General features: G+C 55.3%; 23 protein-coding genes. 17 read left to right on the top strand and 6 right to left on the bottom strand.

The genetic code is table 11. The annotated features are described in order from the left end of the window. The 4 genes from fliH to FEK66_RS07165 are packed head-to-tail and all read left to right on the top strand — an operon-like array spanning window position 1 to window position 2,885. Window positions 1–711 carry a flagellar assembly protein FliH gene (gene fliH, locus FEK66_RS07150; RefSeq protein WP_135494404.1) on the top strand — a complete coding sequence of 237 codons (711 nt, stop codon included), beginning with the start codon at window positions 1–3 and terminating at the stop codon, window positions 709–711. After that, the gene (fliI, locus tag FEK66_RS07155) at window positions 704–2,041 is read left to right on the top strand and encodes a flagellar protein export ATPase FliI (RefSeq protein ID WP_130218454.1); all 1,338 of its coding nucleotides are present in this window, start codon (window positions 704–706) and stop codon (window positions 2,039–2,041) included. Before fliH ends, fliI begins: the two co-directional genes overlap by 8 nt. A gap of 2 nt (window positions 2,042–2,043) precedes the next feature. Next, the gene (fliJ, locus tag FEK66_RS07160) at window positions 2,044–2,478 is read left to right on the top strand and encodes a flagellar export protein FliJ (RefSeq protein WP_135494402.1); all 435 of its coding nucleotides are present in this window, start codon (window positions 2,044–2,046) and stop codon (window positions 2,476–2,478) included. 2 nt (window positions 2,479–2,480) lie between these two features. Beyond that, window positions 2,481–2,885 (top strand): adenylyltransferase/cytidyltransferase family protein, encoded by a 405-nt coding sequence (locus FEK66_RS07165; RefSeq protein WP_135494400.1) that lies wholly within the window; start codon window positions 2,481–2,483, stop codon window positions 2,883–2,885. Window positions 2,886–3,022: 137 nt separating this feature from the next. On the opposite strand, the gene FEK66_RS07170 is transcribed toward FEK66_RS07165, so the two are convergent. The 5 genes from FEK66_RS07170 to flgA all read right to left on the bottom strand — a co-directional run bounded on the left by FEK66_RS07170 (window position 3,023) and on the right by flgA (window position 8,134). Continuing rightward, complete coding sequence (locus tag FEK66_RS07170) at window positions 3,023–5,488, bottom strand: glycosyltransferase (RefSeq protein WP_135494398.1); 2,466 nt, start codon at window positions 5,486–5,488, stop codon at window positions 3,023–3,025. Between the two features lie 48 nt (window positions 5,489–5,536). Next, the gene (locus tag FEK66_RS07175) at window positions 5,537–6,469 is read right to left on the bottom strand and encodes a lysine-N-methylase (RefSeq protein ID WP_135494396.1); all 933 of its coding nucleotides are present in this window, start codon (window positions 6,467–6,469) and stop codon (window positions 5,537–5,539) included. 127 nt (window positions 6,470–6,596) lie between these two features. Then, complete coding sequence (locus FEK66_RS07180; RefSeq protein WP_135494394.1) at window positions 6,597–7,025, bottom strand: flagellar protein FlgN; 429 nt, start codon at window positions 7,023–7,025, stop codon at window positions 6,597–6,599. A 12-nt stretch (window positions 7,026–7,037) separates the two neighbouring features. Beyond that, window positions 7,038–7,316, bottom strand: a complete 279-nt coding sequence (gene flgM / locus FEK66_RS07185; protein WP_135494392.1) for a flagellar biosynthesis anti-sigma factor FlgM — start codon at window positions 7,314–7,316, stop codon at window positions 7,038–7,040. An 80-nt stretch (window positions 7,317–7,396) separates the two neighbouring features. Beyond that, window positions 7,397–8,134 (bottom strand): flagellar basal body P-ring formation chaperone FlgA, encoded by a 738-nt coding sequence (gene flgA, locus FEK66_RS07190; RefSeq protein WP_138211431.1) that lies wholly within the window; start codon window positions 8,132–8,134, stop codon window positions 7,397–7,399. 81 nt (window positions 8,135–8,215) lie between these two features. Between flgA and FEK66_RS07195 the strand changes: the two genes are divergently transcribed. The 12 genes from FEK66_RS07195 to FEK66_RS07250 all read left to right on the top strand — a co-directional run bounded on the left by FEK66_RS07195 (window position 8,216) and on the right by FEK66_RS07250 (window position 18,328). Continuing rightward, window positions 8,216–8,551, top strand: a complete 336-nt coding sequence (locus FEK66_RS07195; RefSeq protein ID WP_000512950.1) for a flagellar basal body protein — start codon at window positions 8,216–8,218, stop codon at window positions 8,549–8,551. 2 nt (window positions 8,552–8,553) lie between these two features. Next, the gene (gene flgC / locus FEK66_RS07200) at window positions 8,554–8,985 is read left to right on the top strand and encodes a flagellar basal body rod protein FlgC (protein ID WP_000010949.1); all 432 of its coding nucleotides are present in this window, start codon (window positions 8,554–8,556) and stop codon (window positions 8,983–8,985) included. Beyond that, complete coding sequence (locus FEK66_RS07205) at window positions 8,985–9,698, top strand: flagellar hook capping FlgD N-terminal domain-containing protein (RefSeq protein ID WP_135494390.1); 714 nt, start codon at window positions 8,985–8,987, stop codon at window positions 9,696–9,698. Before flgC ends, FEK66_RS07205 begins: the two co-directional genes overlap by 1 nt. Before the next feature lie 144 nt (window positions 9,699–9,842). Then, window positions 9,843–11,045 (top strand): flagellar hook protein FlgE, encoded by a 1,203-nt coding sequence (gene flgE / locus FEK66_RS07210; protein ID WP_135494388.1) that lies wholly within the window; start codon window positions 9,843–9,845, stop codon window positions 11,043–11,045. After that, on the top strand, window positions 11,045–11,782 hold the full coding sequence (locus FEK66_RS07215) for a flagellar basal body rod protein FlgF (protein WP_135494386.1): 738 nt from the start codon (window positions 11,045–11,047) through the stop codon (window positions 11,780–11,782). The genes flgE and FEK66_RS07215 overlap by 1 nt, the downstream gene beginning before the upstream one ends. Window positions 11,783–11,860: 78 nt before the next feature. Beyond that, complete coding sequence (gene flgG / locus FEK66_RS07220) at window positions 11,861–12,646, top strand: flagellar basal-body rod protein FlgG (protein WP_000990541.1); 786 nt, start codon at window positions 11,861–11,863, stop codon at window positions 12,644–12,646. Between the two features lie 82 nt (window positions 12,647–12,728). Then, window positions 12,729–13,394 carry a flagellar basal body L-ring protein FlgH gene (gene flgH, locus FEK66_RS07225; protein ID WP_135494384.1) on the top strand — a complete coding sequence of 222 codons (666 nt, stop codon included), beginning with the start codon at window positions 12,729–12,731 and terminating at the stop codon, window positions 13,392–13,394. A gap of 14 nt (window positions 13,395–13,408) precedes the next feature. Continuing rightward, on the top strand, window positions 13,409–14,509 hold the full coding sequence (locus tag FEK66_RS07230; RefSeq protein ID WP_138211432.1) for a flagellar basal body P-ring protein FlgI: 1,101 nt from the start codon (window positions 13,409–13,411) through the stop codon (window positions 14,507–14,509). After that, entirely contained in the window at window positions 14,509–14,808 is a 300-nt protein-coding gene (locus FEK66_RS07235) for a rod-binding protein (protein WP_000867178.1), read from the top strand. Before FEK66_RS07230 ends, FEK66_RS07235 begins: the two co-directional genes overlap by 1 nt. Before the next feature lie 205 nt (window positions 14,809–15,013). Next, window positions 15,014–16,390, top strand: a complete 1,377-nt coding sequence (gene flgK, locus FEK66_RS07240; RefSeq protein WP_135494382.1) for a flagellar hook-associated protein FlgK — start codon at window positions 15,014–15,016, stop codon at window positions 16,388–16,390. A gap of 14 nt (window positions 16,391–16,404) precedes the next feature. Next, window positions 16,405–17,334: a flagellar hook-associated protein FlgL gene (gene flgL / locus FEK66_RS07245; RefSeq protein ID WP_135494380.1), complete on the top strand. Its 930-nt coding sequence runs from the start codon at window positions 16,405–16,407 to the stop codon at window positions 17,332–17,334. A 16-nt stretch (window positions 17,335–17,350) separates the two neighbouring features. Further along, on the top strand, window positions 17,351–18,328 hold the full coding sequence (locus FEK66_RS07250) for a flagellar hook-associated protein (protein WP_135494378.1): 978 nt from the start codon (window positions 17,351–17,353) through the stop codon (window positions 18,326–18,328). Window positions 18,329–18,631: 303 nt separating this feature from the next. Here the strand turns inward: FEK66_RS07250 and FEK66_RS07255 are convergent, their stop codons facing one another. Further along, on the bottom strand, window positions 18,632–19,483 hold the full coding sequence (locus FEK66_RS07255) for a winged helix-turn-helix domain-containing protein (protein ID WP_135494589.1): 852 nt from the start codon (window positions 19,481–19,483) through the stop codon (window positions 18,632–18,634). 481 nt (window positions 19,484–19,964) lie between these two features. Between FEK66_RS07255 and lafA the strand changes: the two genes are divergently transcribed. Further along, entirely contained in the window at window positions 19,965–20,879 is a 915-nt protein-coding gene (gene lafA / locus FEK66_RS07260; protein WP_000949083.1) for a lateral flagellin LafA, read from the top strand. Window positions 20,880–21,020: the final 141 nt, after the last annotated feature.

The raw sequence follows: 21,020 nt of genomic DNA on the forward strand, positions 1-21,020 counted from the left end.
ATGACCATTGAAACACTGCGCGGGCGCTATCGCCTGCACCGTTTTCCGCCACGCCAGCGTGCGGTGACCGGAGAACCGCTCATCGCCAGCATTAGCGCCGCCGATTACCAGCGCCAGTTGATGGACGGTTTTCAGGAAGGGCTGCAAAAAGGGTTTGCTCAGGGAATGACCGAAGGCCAGGAACAGGGCTTTAGCGAAGGTCATCAACAAGGTTTTGCCGAGGGGCGACGCCAGGGCTACACCGAAGGCAGCCTCGCCGGGCAGCAGGAAGGGCGCAAACAGTTTGTTGAGGCGGCGCAGCCGCTGGAAACCATCACCGGAAAAGTGAACGACTTCCTCGCTCATATCGAACGTAAACAGCGGGAAGATTTGCTGCAACTGGTGGAAAAAGTCACCCGCCAGGTGATCCGCTGCGAACTGGCGCTGCAACCGACGCAGTTGCTGGCGCTGGTGGAAGAGGCGCTGGCGGCCTTCCCGGCAATGCCGGAAACATTACAGGTGATGCTGAGCACGGAAGAGTTTAACCGCCTGCGCGACGCGGTGCCGGAAAAGGTCAGCGAATGGGGGCTGACGCCTTCGCCGGATCTACCGCCGGGGGAATGCCGGGTGATTACCGATAAATCAGAACTGGATATCGGCTGCGAGCACCGCCTGGAACAATGCATGACCGCGCTGAAAGAAACACTCACACCGGAGTCGCAGGGTGAGTGATTTTTCCGCTTTCGATAACGCCCTGCGCTCACTGGAGTCGATCCCATTAGCCCGTGTCGCCGGGCGGCTGGTGCGCCTAAACGGCATCCTGCTGGAGAGCGTCGGCTGCCCGCTAATGACCGGGCAGCTGTGCCGCATTGAAAGCGCCAATCACACGCTGATTGACGCGCAGGCCGTGGGCTTTAATCGCGACATCACCTACCTAATGCCGTTTAAACAGCCGGTCGGCCTGATGGCGGGGGCGCGCGTCTTCCCGGAAGAAAAAGCCCACGATATTTTGATAGGCGAAAGCTGGTTAGGCCGCGTGGTTAACGGCCTCGGCGAACCGCTGGATGGTAAAGGCCGCCTGAACGGCAACGACCTTCTGCCGCCGTTGCCACCCTCGGTCAATCCCTTAACCCGCCGTTCGGTGGACGAACCGTTAGACGTGGGCGTGAAAGCGATCAACGGCCTGCTGACCATCGGCAAAGGCCAGCGCGTCGGGCTAATGGCGGGCAGCGGCGTCGGGAAAAGCGTGCTGTTGGGGATGATCACCCGCCAGACCAAAGCCGACATCGTGGTGGTCGGGCTGATTGGCGAACGCGGGCGCGAAGTGAAAGAGTTTATCGACCACTCGCTGGGCGAGGATGGGCTGGCAAAGTCTATCGTTGTTGTCGCGCCCGCCGATGAATCGCCGCTGATGCGCCTGAAAGCCACCGAACTGTGCCACTCCATCGCCGCCTGGTTTCGCGACCGCGGGCATCACGTTTTACTGCTGGTTGATTCCCTCACGCGCTACGCGATGGCCCAGCGGGAAATCGCCCTCTCGCTCGGCGAACCGCCCGCCACCAAAGGCTATCCGCCATCGGCATTCGGCATGATCCCCAAACTGGTCGAAAGCGCAGGCAACAGCGAAAGCGCGGGATCGATGACCGCCATCTACACCGTGCTGGCGGAAGGCGACGACCAGCAAGATCCGATTGTCGACTGCGCCCGTGCGGTGCTGGACGGGCATATCGTATTAACCCGCAAACTGGCGGAAGCGGGGCACTATCCGGCCATTGATATCGGCCAGTCGATCAGCCGCTGCATGAATCAGGTCACCCGCCCGGAACATCAGCAATCCGCCCGCGCGTTAAAGCAAAACTACGCCGCCTATATGGAGATCAAACCGCTGATCCCGCTCGGCGGCTACGTGGCAGGCGCGGATGCCAGCGTCGACAAAGCGGTAAAAATGTTCCCGGCAATCGAGCGATTTTTGCGCCAGGAGATGCGCGAACCCGCCTCCCTCGAACTGGTGCAAAGCCGCCTGCAAATTCTCTTTCCTGGTGCCAAAAAGGCAGAACAGTAACTATGCGACAAATCATTGACACCCTGGCGCAATTGCAGCGCCTGCGGGATAAATCGGTCAAAGACAAAACCGTCGAGCTGGCAAAGCAAAAACAGATCTGCGCAGGCTATGACAACAATATCAAGGCGTTAGGCTACCTGGTGGAGAAAACGTCTGCGGGCGCGGCGGCGTCGGTGGAATCGCTGAAAAACGTCAGCGGCTACAAAGGCACTTTGCGCAGGGTAATCGCCTGGCAGGAGCAGGAAAAAACGCTGGCTAACATCAAAGCCACGCGAATGCAGAAAAACCTGACGGCGGCGGCGTGCGAAGAGAAAGTGGTGGCCCTGACGCTGGACGACAAACGCCGCGAGCAACAAGAAAGCGCCACGGCGAAAGCGCAAAAAGCGGTGGACGATATCGCCGTGCAGTGCTGGCTGCGGCATAAATTAGCGGAGTAGCCATGAAAACGGTCATCACCTTCGGCACCTTTGATGTGTTCCATGTCGGTCATCTGCGCCTTTTACAACGCGCCCGCTCGCTGGGCGAAAGGCTGCTGGTCGGCGTATCATCCGACGCCTTAAATATTGCCAAAAAGGGCAGGGCGCCGGTTTACCATCAGGATGACCGCATGGCGATCATCGCCGGGCTGTCGTGCGTGGATGGCGTATTTCTGGAGGAATCGCTGGAGCAGAAAGCGGAGTATTTGCGCGGGTACAGTGCGGATATTTTGGTGATGGGCGATGACTGGGCAGGGAAGTTTGACAGCTTCGCGTATATTTGTGAGGTGGTCTATTTCCCCCGCACGCCGTCGGTGTCGACGACGGGGATTATTGAGGTGATTAGGGGTAAATCAGCCACCTACTAATTTAATTCCCGCAGTGAGAGAAGATGATGCCGTTTGGCTATGTTAAATATGTTTAAAAAATCGCGTTTTTTCGACATATCGCCAAAACATGTCGATGGCATAAACGTATTCCAACGACATGTTTAAAAAATCGAATTTTATCGACATATCCCTGACGGTTCCTTGCCCGCCAACGCCTCCACTATCACCATCGCCGCCCGTTCTCCCGCCTTGCCATCCATAAACGCATCGCAATAATGATGACGAATCTCCGTAAGCTTCGCCTGCACCGTGCCCCATTCAAACGCCTCTGACAACAAGTAACGCAGCTCTGCCATGTCATGAGCCACCGGCAATATTTCGCGGATTCGCTGGTCTGCGCTCTCCGGCGTGGAGTAACTTTTCTCACCGTCGAGCAACGTTACCATGCCAGGAAAATCAAGCAGGATTACCCGCTTATCAACGTGGATAGCATCGAAAATAAAGCCGCTGTTATCGGTGAGCACGTAATCGGCCTTTGCCAGTAGCGAAAGCGTATGGCGGGCGGAGTCGGTGCGCTGTTTTAAATGCCTGCGCGCCAGGGCCAGCGATGCGGCTTCTTCCGGGCGCGAGCAGGTGCCGTGGTGCAGTTTGCACATCAGGTTCACATCGCCGCTTAAGCGGCCCAATTTTTCTGCCCAGTGGGGCAGGGAGCTTAATGCGCCAAACGTGGGGGCGTAGAGCACCGTAGGTTTATGGGAATCGGGTTGGATATTTTCCGGCAACGCACGGTCGAACGTGCCGTTATGCCAGGCGTCGAAGCGCGGGTTGCCGACCACTTTCGCACTGCCGAAATGTTCCAGCGCCTGCTGGCTGTAGTGGCTATAACACAAAATGCGTTGGTAAAAACGGTTCCAGTCGGCGTGGTTCCACGTTTCTTTGGCTAAGCCGTACATAGAGCGGACGTTCACCGCCGCCAGGCCATTGAGCGCGGGCGTATGGTAGGGGCTGACCAGGCATTTTACCCGCTGACCATATGCCTGCATTTCAGATAAGCGCATTCCTTTAAGCTGCTGATCGTCGATGTTTTTTAGCGTCGCCAGCATTTCATCAAGAAACGGTTTAAACACGCGGTCGTTGATCACCAGCGTGCAGCTCTGCCCCTGCGCCTGTAGGGCGGTGATGATGGGGCGGTAGAGCGCGTAGTGGAATGAGGTTTCCATAAAAAAGCCGATGGTGTCGGCGATGGGTAACGCGGATGGCTTTGTGGCTATGGGTAACTTATTGAAATAGTGACTAATGTTGTCGGTCACTTTTTTCTCGATATCACTAAAGCCCGGTCGCTGATAACTAAGACTCGGGTAACAGGCCAGCCATTTGTCGGCGCGCAGCAGCGGCTGCCAGCAGGTTTCCAGCGAGTGCTCACCGTTGCTCATCTGCTGCGCCAGTTGCGGGTAGTAGCGGCTGTTCACCAGATAAGCGCACACTTTGCGGCAGTCCCGCGTGTGCACCAGCCCAGGCAAACTTTTTAGCATCGTTCCCTGCGAAATTTCGCCGCCGAGGATCATCACCTGCCAGGGAATTTTCGCCAGGCTCGTGAGCAGCGTGTTCAGCACCTGAATATGTTTCTCCTGCTTGAGAATAACCGCGTCATCTTCCAGCAGCAGGTAGTTTTGCCAGCCGTGCTGTTGCGCCAGGCGCAGCGCCTGCAAGTGTGACTGACGGCGACCCCGTTGACCGTTTTCATCTTCACTGGCGGCAAGGCGGGTGATCTTTTCAGGCGGAATATGCAGCAGTGCCAGTTCTTCACGGATCTGTTGTAAGCGATCCGGGCGTTTATCCAGATTCAGCAGAACGATCTGATCGACAGCCTGATGATTGATCGCCTGGTGATGAGTGGCGTTATGCAGACTCAGATAAGCATTGCGCAGCAGCGGATCGCGGACGATATCTGCAAGCGCCGCGTTTACTGGCGTGCTGGCCCCGAGAATAAAGTCTTTATCAAAGGTGTTGTGGCTGTGCGAGATACACAGAATTGTGCGCTCGCCGGGCAGTTGCAGCGGGTTTACACTGAAATTGTCGGTGAAACTTTTCTCTTCGCCTAAAGTGCAATCATCGTCGTAACGGTGCCTTTTCAGGTAGTTACGGTGATAGCAAAAGGTGCCGTTGAGGATGTTATGTGGGCCAAAGCTGCGGCTTTGAAAGATGCGGTTGATATGGCTGTACCAGATAGGGATCTGGTCGGAGCCGGAGATGAGCGCCCGGTGTTTTTGCATCATGGCGATAGTCCAGGAGATTTTATCTGCCGGGTAGTAGTCGTCGTCATCCATGCAGAGGATGTATTCGCCGCACGCCAGTTCGTTGAGCATGTTACGTTTTTTGCCCAGCGGCAGTTTTTCCGGGTGATGGATGTAGCGAATGTTGAAGGACTCTGGCGTGCCATTGGTCAGGCGGTCGATGATGTGTTGATGGCTTTGTGGCGAGTCGTCGAGGATGACCAGTTCGCGGCGGTCTGCCGGGTAATCCTGATAGCGGTACATGTAAAGCAGGTACGGCAGAAATGCGCCGCGATTCCAGGTTGGTGTAACGACGCTGACAAACGGTTTTTCGCGGTGAGTGGCGAGCGTTTTGATGATGGTTTGCATGATATGTTTACGAAGTAGATAAGGCCGGGAAAAACCGGCCTGAAAGCGTTAGCAAGGTAGCAGCGAAAACGCATAAAGCAGCGGCTCTGCACAACATTCAGCCTGAATTTGTTGGCGAATCAGCAGCGCATTTTCACTCTCTCGCCAGCGTTCAAACACTGCGAAGAGGGCGAAAATATCCTCCTGTCGTAGCGGTGAATCATCCAGCGTCCACAAACTGATTAACGTGCGGATGAGATAAAAATCGCACACCAGCAAGAAAAAATCCGCCCCGTCAGCCTGGCCAATCACATCGTGGTAAACCCGGTAAATCAGCCAGTTGCGCATCATCCACGGTGCGGCGGCAAAATGCTGTTGCCACGTGGTTTGCCACTGCGCCTGAAGCTGCTGTTGCAACAGGGCTTCGCTATTGGCGTCATGCAGCGTCAGCAAAGTCACCTGCAACGGCAGCGAGGCTTTGCGTGGGCTTTCCGGCAGAATCGACCAGTCAAATGCACAACTGCCGAGCAGCGTCACCAGCTGCCGTGCCAGCAGTGGTACGGGCGGCAGCTGGGCGAACTGTGCCTGCAGCGTGCCTTTTTTCGCATGATTGCCCAGCGCCTGTGGCAGCGTCGTCAAACGGGCCAGAGTGTCGCCATCCCTGCCTGGCATTTTACTGGCGCGGGAGAGCAGGATACCGACGGCATACAATGACAGGTCTGGTGTTAAATCGGGGAGCGTAAGGGTGCTCAAAATTATCTGGTTTACTATCGCATCGCGCGCGGATAGCGCTGCGGCATTTTCTTCCACAGGGCGATAGGTAAGCTGTAAATCAAAGGCTCTGGCATCGTTGAGCACCGCTTCGCAGCTTTCTGGCTCTGTCAGTATCAGGCTCTGACGAATCTCATTCTTCCAGACCTTACGGACGTATAAAGGCGAACCGGGGTGCTGCGCCAAAAAATTGCGTACAAATTCCGGCTCGTAACATTCAATAAAACTCATAGGTGGCTTCCAGTCTTTATTACTTCGCGGAATGTGCAATAAGTGTGCCGGGAATTTTTGTAATCAAAAACAAAGGATTGAGAATCAGGCGGAAAATCCGTTTCCGCGATGGGGGAAGGAATTGTCGTTATTCCTGATAGAGAAAATCTGCTTCGCTGCCTAAAAACGACTGAATAAATTCATACTGGCGAATCAACAGCTCGCCGTTTTTATCGTTGTAGGCTTTGCATCGTTCCGCCTTTTGCTCAAGGCGTTGCCACAACTGTTGTGCTGCCGCTTTTTGGACTGCCGGAAGCCAGGCAAAAACCTGCGCCAGACCGTCACGATTGACGCTAACGTTGAGCATTTTCAGCAGGTTGTGCCGTTGATGGCTATGTCTATGCAACTGCTCATAGTGATGCGTTATCTCCTCGTTTACTGCCAGCAGCTCCTCGCTGGCGCGGCGAATCATGCAGATCCGCTGGCGCTGGAGACGTTCGCGCAGGCAATCATACAGCGTGTCATCGTCACGAATTCCCTGCAGCAGCGCCTTCACCTGTTGTAACCGGATACTCACTTCATCGGCCTCTTAGTTCTGGAAAAAGCTCAGCATGTCGCTGGCTAACTGTTCGGTGTCCACTTGCAGGCTGCCGGAGGCCAGCATCGCCTGCATTTTCGCCACGTTGTCGCTGTTGATATCGCTCTCTTGCTGGTCGTTCAGCGTTTGCTGGGCGGACTGTAATCCCGCCTGAGTAATGTCGTCGGCGCTCAGCGTCGTGGTGGTGGCCGCCGTGCTTTTACGCGGCTGGCTGGAGCCTGCCGTTATGGCTGTCGGGCGATTGCCTGGCATAGTCGGGGTGATTTTCATCGCAACCTCGTCTCGATATTGGGGTGGGTTACTCCGGTAAAGCGGTTAACAGGCGGAAAAACTTTAATCGCCAGCGCAAATTACTCCGCGCTTACCGTCGTCACCACGCCGCTTTCTGCCACCATTGCGCTGATGACCCGCTGGCTACTGGCATTGCGCACTTTCACCATCTCGCCTTTGCGGCCATTTTTCAGCGCCACGCCGGGCATCGAGGCGGTGATCCCCGCGTTCTGGTAAACAATCATCACCGGCTGATCGCGTTCGACCAGCACAGGCGAAACCAGCTCTTCTTTGGTGAGCGGCCTGCCCGGTTGCAGCGCGTGCTTACTGCTTAAACCAATCGCATCATCGAGATCCATCAACACATCGCGGCGCTGGGCGCTGACGTTGTAGGGCTTCAACTCCACATCATTCGCCGTGAGCGGCGTGTCGCGGGCAACCAGTGACTTCGCCATTACCACCGGCACCAGAACATCCGGGCGCACCGCCACGTTCATCTGCCAGCTTTGCGGGCAACTGGCGGTGAAGTTCATCCGGTTGAGGGCGATTTCCGCAGGCGACGTCAGTGTTACGGCGGGTGCTGTAGCACAGGGCGCGGTGGTCGCAATCTGCGAGGGAATGTAGACGTTAAAAGTGTAGCGATAGTCATGCCACTGTTGCTGTTGCGCCAGCGATTCAATTTCTTGGCTCGCGGCATTCAGCACCTGGGCGTTGACTTGTTCCCGCGCGCTGTGCTGCACGGGATGGACGGCGGCGTAGCCCGGTAAGGCCAGCGCCAGGAGGAAGAACATCTTCCGCCTGCAAAATTGAAAACTCATAAACCCTTTCTCATCAGTCACTTAAAAAATGGCACGGCGATTGCTTAGCGTATGCGGATTGAAGCAGGAGTGACGCAGGAAATGGGGATCAGTTTTCAACAGGCATTGGGAGTGCATCCGCAGGCAGTGAAGTTACGTCTTGAGAGGACCGAGCTACTGACTGCGAATTTGGCGAATGTCGATACGCCAAATTTCAAGGCTAAAGATATTGATTTTGCCAGGGAGATGCAACGGGCAAATAACGCGGCGGTGGATGTTCAGTATCGCGTGCCAATGCAGCCGTCGGAAGATGGCAACACCGTGGAACTGAACAGCGAACAGGCGCGGTTTTCACAAAATAGTATGGATTATCAAAGCAGTCTGACCTTTCTGAATCTGCAAATCAGCGGCATCAGAGAGGCCATTGAAGGGAAATAAGCATGTCATTTACTGATATCTATCAGATTTCCGGCTCGGCGATGACGGCGCAAACGCTACGTCTGAATACCGTTGCCAGTAACCTGGCGAATGCCAATGCGCCCGCCAGCAGTGAGGCGCAGGCGTATAAAGCGCGCAGCCCGGTGTTTGCGGCGGTGTATCACCACAGCTTGCTGGCGGGAACGCATCGTCATGCGATCGACGGCGCCAGCGTGCAGGTGCAGGACGTGCTGCAAACCGGCGGGGCGGTGAAACGCTATGAACCGCATTCTCCGCTGGCGGATGCCAACGGTGACGTCTGGTATCCCGACGTCAACGTGGTGGAACAGATGGCGGACATGATGTCGGCCTCGCGCGATTTCGAAACCAACGTCGATGTGCTCAACAACGTGAAAAGTATGCAGCAAAGCCTGCTGAAACTGGGAGAAGCCTGATGAATACCCTGGCGCTTAATGCGCAATCGCCGCAGCCGACCGCCACGGCGGAAAACAATAATGTGGCGGCCAGCGACACAACAAGCAGCAGCGATAGCTCGCCCGTCGATACTTTCCTGACGCTGTTTGTCGCCGAGATCCAAAACCAGGACCCGACCGACCCGACCGACGCCACCGAATACATCGACCAGCTTTCGTCGATGGCGCAGGTGGCGATGATGGAAGAGATGAGCGTGCAGGCCAACACCAACGCGGTGCTGATGAGCAACATTCAGGTGATGGCGCTCGGCAACCTGGTGGGCGACGACATTATGGTGCAGACCACCGCCCTGCAGGTGAGCGACCAGACCATTAACGGTCGCGCCACGCTTGACGACGCCTGTACTACCGCCGATCTCCACTTTACCGATGCCGCAGGCGATGACTACACCGTCTCGCTGATCCCGCAAGGGAGTTCGTCCGTCGGGCCAGGGCAGGTCGATTTCTCGGTGAACCCTGCCGATTACGGTATCCCGCCGGGGGATTACGACGTTTCGGTGGTCACTAACACCGGGGAAGAGGAGGTGCCGATTGAAGTCTCCGGCGAAGTGGAAGATGTGCGCATCCCGCTCGACGGCAGCTCTCCGGTGCTCAACGTTGCAGGCGTGGGCGAAGTACCGTTCACCATGATTAGCCAGTTTGGCGTACCCGATGCCGACAGTGATGTGGCGTGATGTCCGGTGCCAAATTGCCTGATGCGCTTCGCTTATCAGGCCTACATGAATCTGCATGGTTTTGTAGGCCGGATAAGGCGTTCACGCCGCATCCGGCAAAACAACGGGCACGCTGTCAAAAATTTGAATTAACAGGAAGAAACAATGAGTTATGAAATTGCCGCAACGGGGCTGAATGCCGTTAACGAACAGCTGGACGGGATCAGTAACAACATCGCCAACGCCGGAACGGTGGGCTATAAGTCGATGACGACCCAGTTTTCAGCGATGTATGCCGGAAGCCAGGCGATGGGCGTCAGCGTGGCAGGTACCGCACAGAGTATTTCGCGCGGTGGTTCGCTGGTTTCCACCGGCAATGCGCTGGATCTGGCGATTAACGACGACGGCTTTTTTGTTACCTGCGACAGCGCGGGCAACATTTCTTATACCCGCGCCGGATCGTTTGAAACCGACAAAAACGGCTATATCGTTAACGCCTCAGGCGCTTATTTGCAGGGCTATCCGGTCGATGACAGCGGCACCCTGCAAACCGGTACAGTCACAGATATCCAGATCAAAACCGGCAATATTCCGGCGCAGGCCAGCAGCAGCCTGACTTTTACCGCCAACTTCGATGCCAGCGACGCGGCTATAGACCGTACAACCGTACCGTTCGACGCGACCAACAGCAGCTCCTATACCGACAGTTACACCACCACGGTATATGACTCATTAGGCAACGAACACTCGGTATGCCAGTACTTCACCAAAACCAGCGATAACACCTGGGAAGTGCAGTACACCTTCGACGGTCAGCAGCAGACTGGTGTTCCGGCGACGACGTTAACCTTCGACCCGAACACCGGGAAGCTGACTTCGCCAACCACGCCGCAGACCATTGAGTTTCAGACCGACGCCGCCGCGCCCATCGACTTAACCGTTGATTACTCCACCTGTACGCAATACGGCTCTGAATTTTCTGTCACCACCAACGCCGCCAACGGCTACGCCTCCGCGACTCAGAACGGTGTGCAGGTTGATGACGATGGCAAAGTTTACGCTACCTACAGCAACGGCGAGCGCATGTTGCAGGGGCAGGTGGTGCTGGCGACCTTCCCGAATGAAAACGGTCTCGAAGCGGTGAGCGGCACCGCGTGGGTACAAACGGGCGAATCCGGCACCCCGCTGATTGGCGTTCCCGGCTCCGGCACCTGCGGCACGCTCACGTCCGGCGTGCTCGAAAGCTCTAACGTCGATATCACCAGCGAACTGGTCAACCTGATGACCGCCCAGCGTAACTATCAGGCCAACACCAAAGTTATCGCTACCAGCACGCAGCTCGATGACGCGCTGTTCCAGGCAATGTAATGGACCGCCTGATTTATACCGCCCTGAGCGGTGCTTCTCAGACCCTGTACGAGCAGCAGATTAGCGCCAACAACCTGGCGAACGTCAACACCAACGGTTTTCGCGCCGATATGGCGATGGCGACCAACGACAAGGTGAAAGGCGGCGGCTTCGACACGCGCTATATGGCGCAGGAAGGGGCCAGCGGCGTGAACGACAGTACTGGCGTGGCGGAGAAAACTGAACGCCCGCTGGACGTGGCGATTCAGGGCGCGGGTTACATTGCGGTGCAGGATAAAAACGGCAACGAAGTCTATACCCGCAACGGCAACATTCAGCAGGACGACCAGGGGCAACTGACCATCGACGGCAATCTGGTGCTGGGGGATAACGGGCCGATCATTCTGCCGCCGAACGCCATCGCCTCGTTTGGTACCGACGGCACGCTCTCGGTGACGCCCGATGACGGCGACGTGACCGCAACGATGGATATCGATCGCCTGAAGCTGGTGGATATTCCGGTTGCTGACCTGGCGAAAAACGGCGAAGGGATGCTGATAACGGCAGACGGCGTTCCGGCCCAGCGCGATGAAAATATCAAAGTCAGCGGCGGTTTTCTCGAAGGCAGCAACGTCTCGGCGGTGAGCGAGATGATGTCGTCCATCGCCATGAACCGCCAGTTTGAAGCGCAGATCAAAATGATGAAAACCGCCGAAGATATCAGCGACGCGGGCAACCGCTTATTGCGCGGCTCGTAACCGCACATCGTAGGCCGGATAAGGCGTTTACGCCGCATCCGGCAACCGCGGCCCAAAAATAACACGGAATTTACCACCATGAACGCAGCATTATGGATCAGCAAAACCGGCCTCTCGGCGCAGGATGCTGAAATGAGCGCGATTGCCAACAACATCGCCAACGTTAACACCACCGGCTTCAAGCGCGACCGGGTGATGTTTCAGGATCTGTTTTACCAGACCCAGGAAGCACCGGGCGCGATGCTCGATCAGAACAACATTATGCCGACCGGGCTGCAATTCGGTAGCGGCGTGCGCATTGTCGGCACCCAAAAAACCTTTACCGAAGGCAACGTCGAAACCACCGACAACGCCATGAATGTCGCCATTATGGGGCAGGGATTTTTGCAGGTGCAAAAGGCCAACGGCGATATCGCCTATACCCGCGACGGCAATTTGCAGGTGAACGCCGACGGTGTGCTGACCAACTCGCAGGGCTTGCCGTTGCAGCCTGAAATCGACGTTCCGGCGGGGGCGACCAGCGTCGCGTTTGGTGAGGATGGCACGGTGACGGCGATCTTACCCGGCGACAGCGATGCGACCGAACTGGGGCAACTGACGCTGGTGAACTTCGCTAACCCGGCGGGGCTTTCCGCTGAGGGCGACAACCTTTATCTGGAAACCGCCGCCAGCGGTCAGCCGACCGAAGGCGTGCCGGGCGAAGATGGGCTTGGCACCTTGCAGGACAACGCGCTGGAAGGTTCAAACGTGGATATCGTCAACGAAATGGTGGCGATGATTACGGTGCAACGCGCGTACGAGATGAACGCCAAAATGGTGTCGGCAGCAGACGATATGTTGCAGTACATCAGTCAGACGCTGTAAGGCGAAATGTCGGATGCGACGCTGACGCGTCTTATCCGACCTACAAAAGTGCATTACTCACTGTATTTAAAACAGGCAGAACGTGAAAAATTATCTCTGGCTGGTGGCGCTGCTTCCCCTCCTTAGCGGGTGTGAATCGCAGGCCATTCTGGTCAAAAAAGACGACGCATACTTTGCGCCACCGAAAACCGAAGCGCCACCTCCGGCAGACGGGCGTGCTGGTGGTGTGTTTGAAACCGGCTACAACTGGTCGCTAACCGCCGATCGGCGGGCTTACCGCGTGGGCGATATCCTGACGGTGATCCTTGAAGAATCCACCCAGTCGAGCAAACAGGCGAAAACCAACTTCGGCAAAAGCAACACCGTCGATATTGGCGCGCCGACCATTTTTGGACACACCAAAGATAAGCTTTCCGGCTCTATCGACGCCAACCGCGACTTTGACGGCAGCGCCACTTCCCAGCAGCAGAACAGCTTGCGCGGGGAGATCACTGTTTCTGTACATGGTGTGCAGCCCAACGGCATCCTGGAAATTCGCGGCGAGAAATGGCTGACCCTCAACCAGGGCGATGAGTACATCCGTTTAAGCGGCCTGGTGCGCGCCGACGACATCCAGAACGACAACTCGGTTTCCTCCCAGCGGATTGCCGATGCCCGCATCTCCTATGCCGGACGCGGCGCGTTAAGCGACGCCAACGCCGCAGGCTGGCTGACGCGGCTGTTTAACCATCCTCTGTTCCCGATTTAATGCCGGAGAGTGCAATGCAAAACTGGATAAAAACGGTGGTGGTAGCCGTAAGCCTGACGCTGCCCGGCGTGGCGCTGGCGCAATCGCTGGAGTCGCTGGTCAATGTACAGGGCGTGCGGGAAAACCAACTGGTCGGCTACAGCCTGGTGGTGGGCCTTGACGGCACTGGCGATAAAAATCAGGTCAAATTCACCAACCAGACCATCACCAATATGCTGCGCCAGTTTGGCGTGCAATTGCCGAATAAAATCGACCCGAAGGTGAAAAACGTCGCGGCGGTGGCGGTGAGCGCCACATTGCCGCCGATGTACTCGCGCGGGCAGACCATTGATGTCACCGTTTCGTCGATTGGCGATGCGAAAAGTATTCGTGGCGGCACCTTACTGCTGACCCAGTTGCACGGCGCAGATGGTGAAGTTTATGCCCTGGCGCAGGGAAGCGTGGTGGTGGGCGGGATGAATGCCACCGGGGCAAGTGGCTCGAGCGTAACGGTTAATACGCCGACCGCCGGGTTAATTCCCAACGGCGCGACGGTGGAGCGCGAGATCCCCAGCGATTTTCAGATGGGCGACACCATCACGCTCAACCTGAAACGCCCGTCATTTAAGGATGCCAACAACATTGCGGCAGCGATCAACGCCTCGTTTGGTGGTATTGCCACCGCACAGAGTTCCACCAACGTCACCGTGCGCGCGCCCACCAGCCCTGGCGCGCGGGTGGCGTTTATGTCGCAACTGGACGATGTACAAGTGCAGGCGGAGAAAATCCGCGCCCGCGTGGTGTTTAACTCGCGCACCGGCACGGTGGTGATGGGCGATGGCATCGCGCTGCATGCGGCGGCGGTGTCGCACGGCAGTTTGACCGTCTCGATTAACGAAACCAGCAACGTCAGCCAGCCGAATGCCTTTGCGGGCGGGCGCACGGCGGTGACGCCGCAGAGCAATATCGCGGTGAATCATGCGCGCCCTGGGGTGGTGAGTTTGCCGGAGTCGAGCAGCCTGAAAACGCTGGTCAATGCGCTGAACAGTTTAGGCGCGACGCCGGATGACATTATGTCGATTTTGCAGGCGCTGCATGAGGCGGGCGCGCTGGATGCCGACCTGGAGGTGATCTGATGAAAGTGAACGCCAGCGGTGGGATTGACGGCAGCGATGCGTTAATGGGGCCGAAGGTTCAGGCCAATGATATCAAGCAGGCCGCGGAGCAGTTTGAGGCGATTTTTTTACGCAACATGCTGAAAGAGATGCGTAAAACCAACGAGCTGTTCGATTCGAAAGATAACCCGTTTAACAGCGATTCGGTGCGCATGATGCAGGGGTTTTATGACGATGAGTTGTGTAACACCCTGGCGCAGCAGCATGGGATTGGCATTGCGGCGATGATTGTGAAGCAGCTGTCGCCGAAGGGGAAATGAGGTGCGCGCTGATGCCCTCACCCCGGCCCTCTCCCACAGGGAGAGGGAGAAAACCGGCACCCTGTCCAATACCGTGCTCGATCGGTCCCCTCTCCCTCAGGGAGAGGGTTAGGGTGAGGGGGCATCAGCGCGCACCATCACCCACTTAAGAATCCCCAACCTAACGCCGCTTTTAACCGGCACGATTTACCGGTAAGGATCCAACATGGACATGATTAACATCGGCTACAGCGGCGCATCAACCGCGCAGGTGGAGCTGAACGTCACGGCGCAAAACACCGCTAACGCCATGACCACGGGCTATACCCGCCAGGTGGCGGAGATCAGCACCATCGGCGCCAGCGGTGGTTCGCCGAACAGCGCCGGTAACGGCGTGCAGGTCGACAGCATTCGCCGCGTTTCCAACCAGTATCAGGTGAATCAGGTGTGGTATGCCGCCAGCGATTACGGCTATTACAGCACCCAGCAGGGGTATCTTAGCCAGCTGGAAGCGGTACTTAGCGACGATAACAGCAGCCTGAGCGGCGGCTTCGATAACTTCTTCGCCGCCCTTAACGAAGCCACCACCAGCCCCGATGATTCCGCCCTGCGCGAGCAGGTGATCAGCGAAGCCGGGGCGCTGTCGTTGCGTATCGACAACACGCTGGATTACATCGACTCGCAAAGCACGGAAATCATCAGCCAGCAGCAGGCGATGGTGTCGCAAATCAACACGCTCACCAGCGGCATCGCCAGCTATAACCAGCAAATCGCCCAAGCCGAAGCCAACGGTGATAACGCCTCCGCGCTTTACGACGCTCGCGATCAGATGGTGGAAGAACTCAGCGGGATGATGGATGTGCAGGTCAATATCGACGACCAGGGTAACTACAACGTCACCCTGCAAAACGGTCAGCCGCTGGTGAGCGGGCAGCAAAGCTCGACCATCGCGCTGGAAACCAACGCCGATGGCACGCCGACCATGTCGCTGACCTTCGCCGGAACCACCTCGACGATGACCACCGACACCGGCGGTTCATTAGGCGCACTGTTTGATTATCAAAACGACGTCCTGACTCCGCTGACCGACACCATCAACAGCATGGCGTCGCAGTTTGCCGATGCGGTCAACAACCAGCTGGCGCAGGGCTACGATCTCAACGGTAACCCCGGCGAGCCGCTGTTTATTTATGACGCCAGCAATGCCGATAGCCCGCTGAGCGTGAACCCGGATATCACCGCCGATGAGCTGGCGTTCTCCAGTTCGCCGGACGAAAGCGGTAACAGCGACAACCTGCAGGCACTGATCAACATCTCCACCGAACCGCTGGAAATCGACAATCTTGGCAGCGTGACGGTCGGGCAGGCGTGCTCGTCAATCATCAGCAATATCGGCATTTACAGTCAGCAAAATCAGACAGAAGTCGATGCCGCGTCCAATGTCTATTCGGAAGCGCAAAATCAGCAGAGCAGCGTCAGCGGCGTCAGCATGGACGAAGAGGCGGTGAACCTCATCACCTATCAACAAATTTATGAAGCCAATCTGAAAGTCATTTCCGCCGGGGCCGAGATTTTCGATTCGGTGCTGGAAATGTGCAGCTAAGCGGGAGCGCGAAAATGCGAGTAACCACCCAACAAACCTACGTCTCGATGACGCAAAGTTTTAATGATCTCTCCGGCGATCTGGCGCATGTGGTCGAGCAGATGGCAACCGGCAAGCAGATTTTGCAGCCGTCGGACGATCCCATTGCCGCCACGCGCATCACCCAACTGAGCCGCCAGCAGTCGGCGATTGAGCAGTATCAGAGCAATATCGACTCCGCGTCGGCGGGCTTAAGCCAGCAGGAGTCGATTCTCGATGGCGTCAACAACAGCCTGCTGGCGGTGCGCGACGACCTGCTGGAAGCGGCGAACGGCACCAATACTGCTGATTCGCTCGCAAGCCTCGGCCAGGATATTGAGTCGCTCACCGAATCAATGGTCGCGGAGCTGAACTATCAGGATGAAGACGGGCACTACGTGTTTGGCGGCACTATCAACGATCAGCCGCCGATTGTGGCCGTGGACGATGACGGCGATGGCGTGACCGACAGCTACAGCTATCAGGGCAACAGCGACCATCGCCAGACTACCGTGTCGAACGGCGTGGAAGTGGACACCAACGTGGCGGCGAGCGATTTCTTCGGCAGCAATTTAGACGTGCTCAACACGCTCAATTCGCTCTCTCAGGAGTTGCAAGACCCCAACGTTGACCCGGCAGATCCACAAGTGCAGAGCGATATTCAGAACGCCGTTGATGTGGTGGATACCGCCTCGGACGACCTCAACGCCTCGATTGCATCGCTCGGCGAGACGCAAAACACCATGTCGATGCTGAGCGATGCGCAGACCGATATCTCTACCTCTAATGATGAGTTGATTGGTTCATTGCAGGATCTCGATTACGGCCCGGCGTCGATCACCTTTACCGGACTGGAAGTGGCAATGGAAGCTACCCTCAAGACTTACTCGAAAGTGAGTGAGTTGAATTTGTTCAGCGTTCTCTAACTCTTTCAGGAACAGTATGCAGGTCGGACTTACTTCTTCGTCACTCGCCACCGGCGGCGCGCATAACGCTGCGGTATCGTCGTCAACCGTTGCGCCCACTCAGGCGGTGCGGCAAAAGCTCCCGGCGACGGCGAGTGAATATCCGGCCTCGCCGCTGATTACCACTCGCCCGCAGCGTTACAGCGTGCAGCTTAACGATCAGCTCACCACGCTGCAGCAGGCGGATCACTACCTCGGGCAACTGGAGCAGCAGTTGCTCGATTATCGTCATAGCCAGCGTAAGGGCGGGCAGGCGCAGAATTCAGCGCTGATGCAGATGCTGGACAAGCGCACTACTCTTTCTGGCGGTGCGGTGGACCGCCAGTTGCAGCCGGTGTTGCAGGGGGAAGCGCGGGTGACCTTTCACTCGCCGGAACTGGCGAATCTCGTGCACAATCCCACGCCGGGAACGCGTATGTTCAGCGTTTCTGACGGGCGGCAGACTCAGCTTTCGGCGGTAATGTTATCTGAGGATGACAACGCCGGGCAGTATCAGACGCGGCTGACCAACGCTCTGCGCCGCGTGGGCGTGCAGGTACATCAGCAAGCGGATGGCATCAGCTTCTCCACCACCGAAAAACAGTGGTCCCATATCGAACGCACCTTAAGCGTGCGCACCGATGGCGATAAGTCGGCGTTTATGCCGCTAAAAACCTTTGCCGAACCATCACAGGCCGAGCGTTTAGCGCAAAGCCTGCAACAGGGTGGAGCGGGGATTTCTCAAATGCTGGAAAACATTAATCAGCAGCGCGCGCAAATGGCGGTGCAGCAGGAAAAGGCGCGGCAGCTGATCGACGGTATGTCCCGCTTCCCGCAAACGGAAAACGCCGTGCAGGCATCGGAAAACCTCGGCGGCGTGCTCGATAGCGCCAATCATAACTATCAGGTTTTATTGCAGGCGGTGAACGGTCAGGCGCGAATTTCCAGCCAGACGGTGAGGAGTTTATTGGGTTAGGGTTATTGAAAATCTATCAAATGAGGCTGTCGTAAAAAATCATTTCAGTGCAGAATATGCTATAACTCTGCGGGTTAAAAAAGGAATGAAATGGCCACTCTCAAGCAACTGATGGATAAGCAAAGCCCTGAAAGTCGTAGGCGAATAATAAAAAAAACAGAACGAATCCGGCAAACTGTCATTAATAAAAAGCTAGAGTTACCAATAACTAAAACTATCAGCAATTCCGATTGATTTCATTCGGGATTTTCGTAGGCCGGATAAGACGCGTTTAGCGTCGCATCCGGCATATATTGGCACTCATCAGCATTTCTGCACAGTATTTAACAACTTCTCTAAATTCTGATACATCGCGCTATTAATATCACTATTCTGCCAGCTTTCCACATTAAACGTTAATTGCCAACTGCCGTTGCACTGGTTACGCAGAACGATATCACTCTCCAGTCGGTTACGAACATATTTATAATAGGTTGTCATGGTCATATTATGCGCTGACAATAAATTATCGAGTTTGTCTTTTCCTGGTGCGAGGGTTTGTGACAGTAACGGTATGGAATTATTTTCTTTTCCGGAACTAAGATGAAATATTTTTATTCTTGGGCTATTAACGGATTCTTTTACCAGTTGCGGGGCGTCAGGCGTATTTTTTATATGAGAATAGCCCACGGTCGAACCAATAAATATAACTGCCGCAATTAACGCCAGTCCCATCATTCCTTTATGTTTTTTTCTTCCCGTCACAGGTGGTGCGGTTGGCTGTATTTCTTCCGGAACAGGCGGCACAGTTTCCTGTACGTGATCGGTAATAATTATCGCTTCCGCAGGCGATGACTCCGGCAAAGACACATACTCTTTATTGCACAAGTAACCTTTTTTGGGGATGGTTTTAATAATGTTCTGTTGCTTGCCATCATCGTCAATAGCAACGCGCAGCGCATGGATTGCCGTCGGCAGACTGTTACCGCCGACAATACGGTTTTTCCACACTTCGGCACATAAATAAGATCGCGATAAAACCGTCTCGGCATTTTTTGCTAATGTTTCCAGCAAAATAAAATGGTATTCGCCGAGACGACGTGTTTCACCCGTTTCACAATGTATTAAGGCATTAAGCGACGAGTCCATTCGCCAGTTGTTGATAATAATACTCATGGTTGAGTTTACCTTAGCAAGGGATAAATGTTTCCTGATAGCACACTGCATAGAACAGTGTTTTATGCGTCCCTGAGAAGATGATTTGTTTACGTGATAATTAATATTTTATGGTAATAGGATTATTCCTAATCACTATGTGGTGGAATGTAACGAAATGGCGGGTCCGTCACAATAGTAAAATGTGTACTATTTGCAACGCAATGTAAGTTTTGGCATCAGTACATTGAGAAAAAAACGATTTTACTGAAAGTAATCTTAATCATATCAAGCAATTGATAACGACATATTTTGACACCTGGCCATGTGGCAGATATTGCTAATAATCTTTTTATCTGAATTTAACTTCTGCTTTTTTTAGCTAAAAGTGGCATCAGATAAAGCATCGTGAAAATTTTTTAAATCGATTTTAAGTTTGCTCCTGAGGTGTCGTTTTTACAGGGTATCGAAACGAAAACGATTAATCCCAAGGAGCAGTATCATGTTATCTATTAACACCAATAACGCCTCAATGGCCGCCGTTAATGCCATCAGCAAAAGCAGCTCTTCTCTGTCTACATCTATGGAACGCCTGGCGACAGGTAACCGGATTAACTCTTCTGCCGATGACGCAGCGGGCAAACAAATTGCTAACCGTCTGACTGCACAGTCCAGCGGTATGGGTGTGGCGCTGAGCAACATCAATGATGCCACCGCGATGCTGCAAACCGCCGACAGCATGTTTGACGAAATGTCTGATGTGCTGGGCCGTATGAAAGACCTGTCAACTCAGGCAGCGAACGGCACCTACAGCGACGACGATCTGCAGGCGATGCAGGACGAATACGACGAACTGGGTCAGCAGATGTCTGACATGCTGCAAAACACCACTTACGGCGGCACCAACCTGTTCGGTGTTTCCGGTACCAGCAACACCGGCACTGACGGTCTGTTCCAGAGCGCGGTGACTTTCCAGGTGGGCGCGGAATCTTCCGACACCATGACTGTGAATATTTCAAGCCAGCTGAACACGCTGGTGACTGACCTTTCTGCAATCAGCAACTCTTTTAGCGCGGATCAGGCTGACACCACTGGCACCGCAGGCGTGTCTGGCGGTACTGAACTGACTGCGTCTGGCTCGGCTAACCAGATGATCACCAGCATTTCTACTGCGATGGATGATGTTTCGCAGATCCAGTCCAAGCTGGGTGCCTCTATCAACCGTCTGAACGATACCGCCAATAACCTGACCAGCATGCAGGACAACACCGAAGTCGCTATCGGTAACATCATGGATACCGACTACGCGACGGAAGCGTCCAACATGACCAAACAGCAGGTGCTGATGCAGACTGGTATCACCATGCTGAAACAGTCCAACAGCATGTCCAGCATGGTTTCCAGCCTGCTGCAGTAGTGCGGGATTGCCGGATGCGGCGTGAACGCCTTATCCGGCCTACAAAATATTGCAAATTCAATATATTGCAGAAACCTTGTAGGCCTGATAAGCGCAGCGCATCAGGCAGTGTTGCGTTTGTCATCAGTCACAACACCGCCT

The organism is Escherichia sp. E1130 (genome assembly GCF_005781065.1).
GTDB lineage: Bacteria > Pseudomonadota > Gammaproteobacteria > Enterobacterales > Enterobacteriaceae > Escherichia.